We start from the raw sequence: 722 nt of genomic DNA, 5'->3' as shown, positions 1-722 counted from the left end.
GCCTACCAGGCGGTCGTCCACGCCAAGATCGCCTGTCTGCGGCACAACCAGGGTGAGCCGGGCGCCGCCGAGCAGGCGGCGCGGTTGGCCGCGATCGCCTTCGACCACCTGCGCCGCGGCCGCGTCCGCCTCGTCCTTGAGGGGTCGATCAGCGACGAGCAGGCCATCGCCGTCTCCCGGCCCGCCGAGGATGTGGATGGCGTGGGCGTGGGCGTGGGCGTGGGCGTAGGTGTGGGCGTGGGCGTGGGCGTAGGTGTGGGCGTGGGCGTGGGGGTAGGCGTGGAGGTGAACGGGGCCGGGGCGGAAGCGTGGGCGGGGGCGCTGTGCCGCGCGCGAGAGGCGCTGATACACGGCGAGACCGTCGTGCTGGACATCTCCTCCGCCCGTCCCGACGATCTTGTCCGGATCGCGGCGCTGGCTGAGAAGACGGCCGCGGATCTGGTGCGGTCCCGCTGACGCAGCCGATCCGGACACCCGACCCGGACCGGGAAGTGATCCGCGCCGAGGAGCGTTCCCGCTGGTTCCGGCGATACGAGCCCCCCGTCGTTGCTTAGAGTAATCGGATCGGGGTGAAGCGCGTACGCTTAGTCGCCGTGACGACTGTAACGTCGCCGCCGCCCGCGCAGAGTGGGGGAGCCCCCTCGGCCGGTCGCCGGGCGACCGCGCGTCGTCGCCGTGGCGGTGGGGAGCCCGGTGGCCCGGGCGGCCCGCGAGCGCGGTGG

1 pseudogene is annotated in these 722 nt (G+C 74.0%); it reads left to right on the top strand.

Annotation, left to right across the window (positions count from 1 at the left end):
* Positions 1-456, top strand: a pseudogene (locus ACY45C_RS09340) (hypothetical protein); the annotation flags it as partial.
* Positions 457-722: the final 266 nt, after the last annotated feature.

Source organism: Frankia sp. CcWB2, assembly GCF_977927585.1.
Note: the sequence above shows the minus strand (reverse complement) of the source record. Positions and strands in the feature narration are given on the sequence as shown.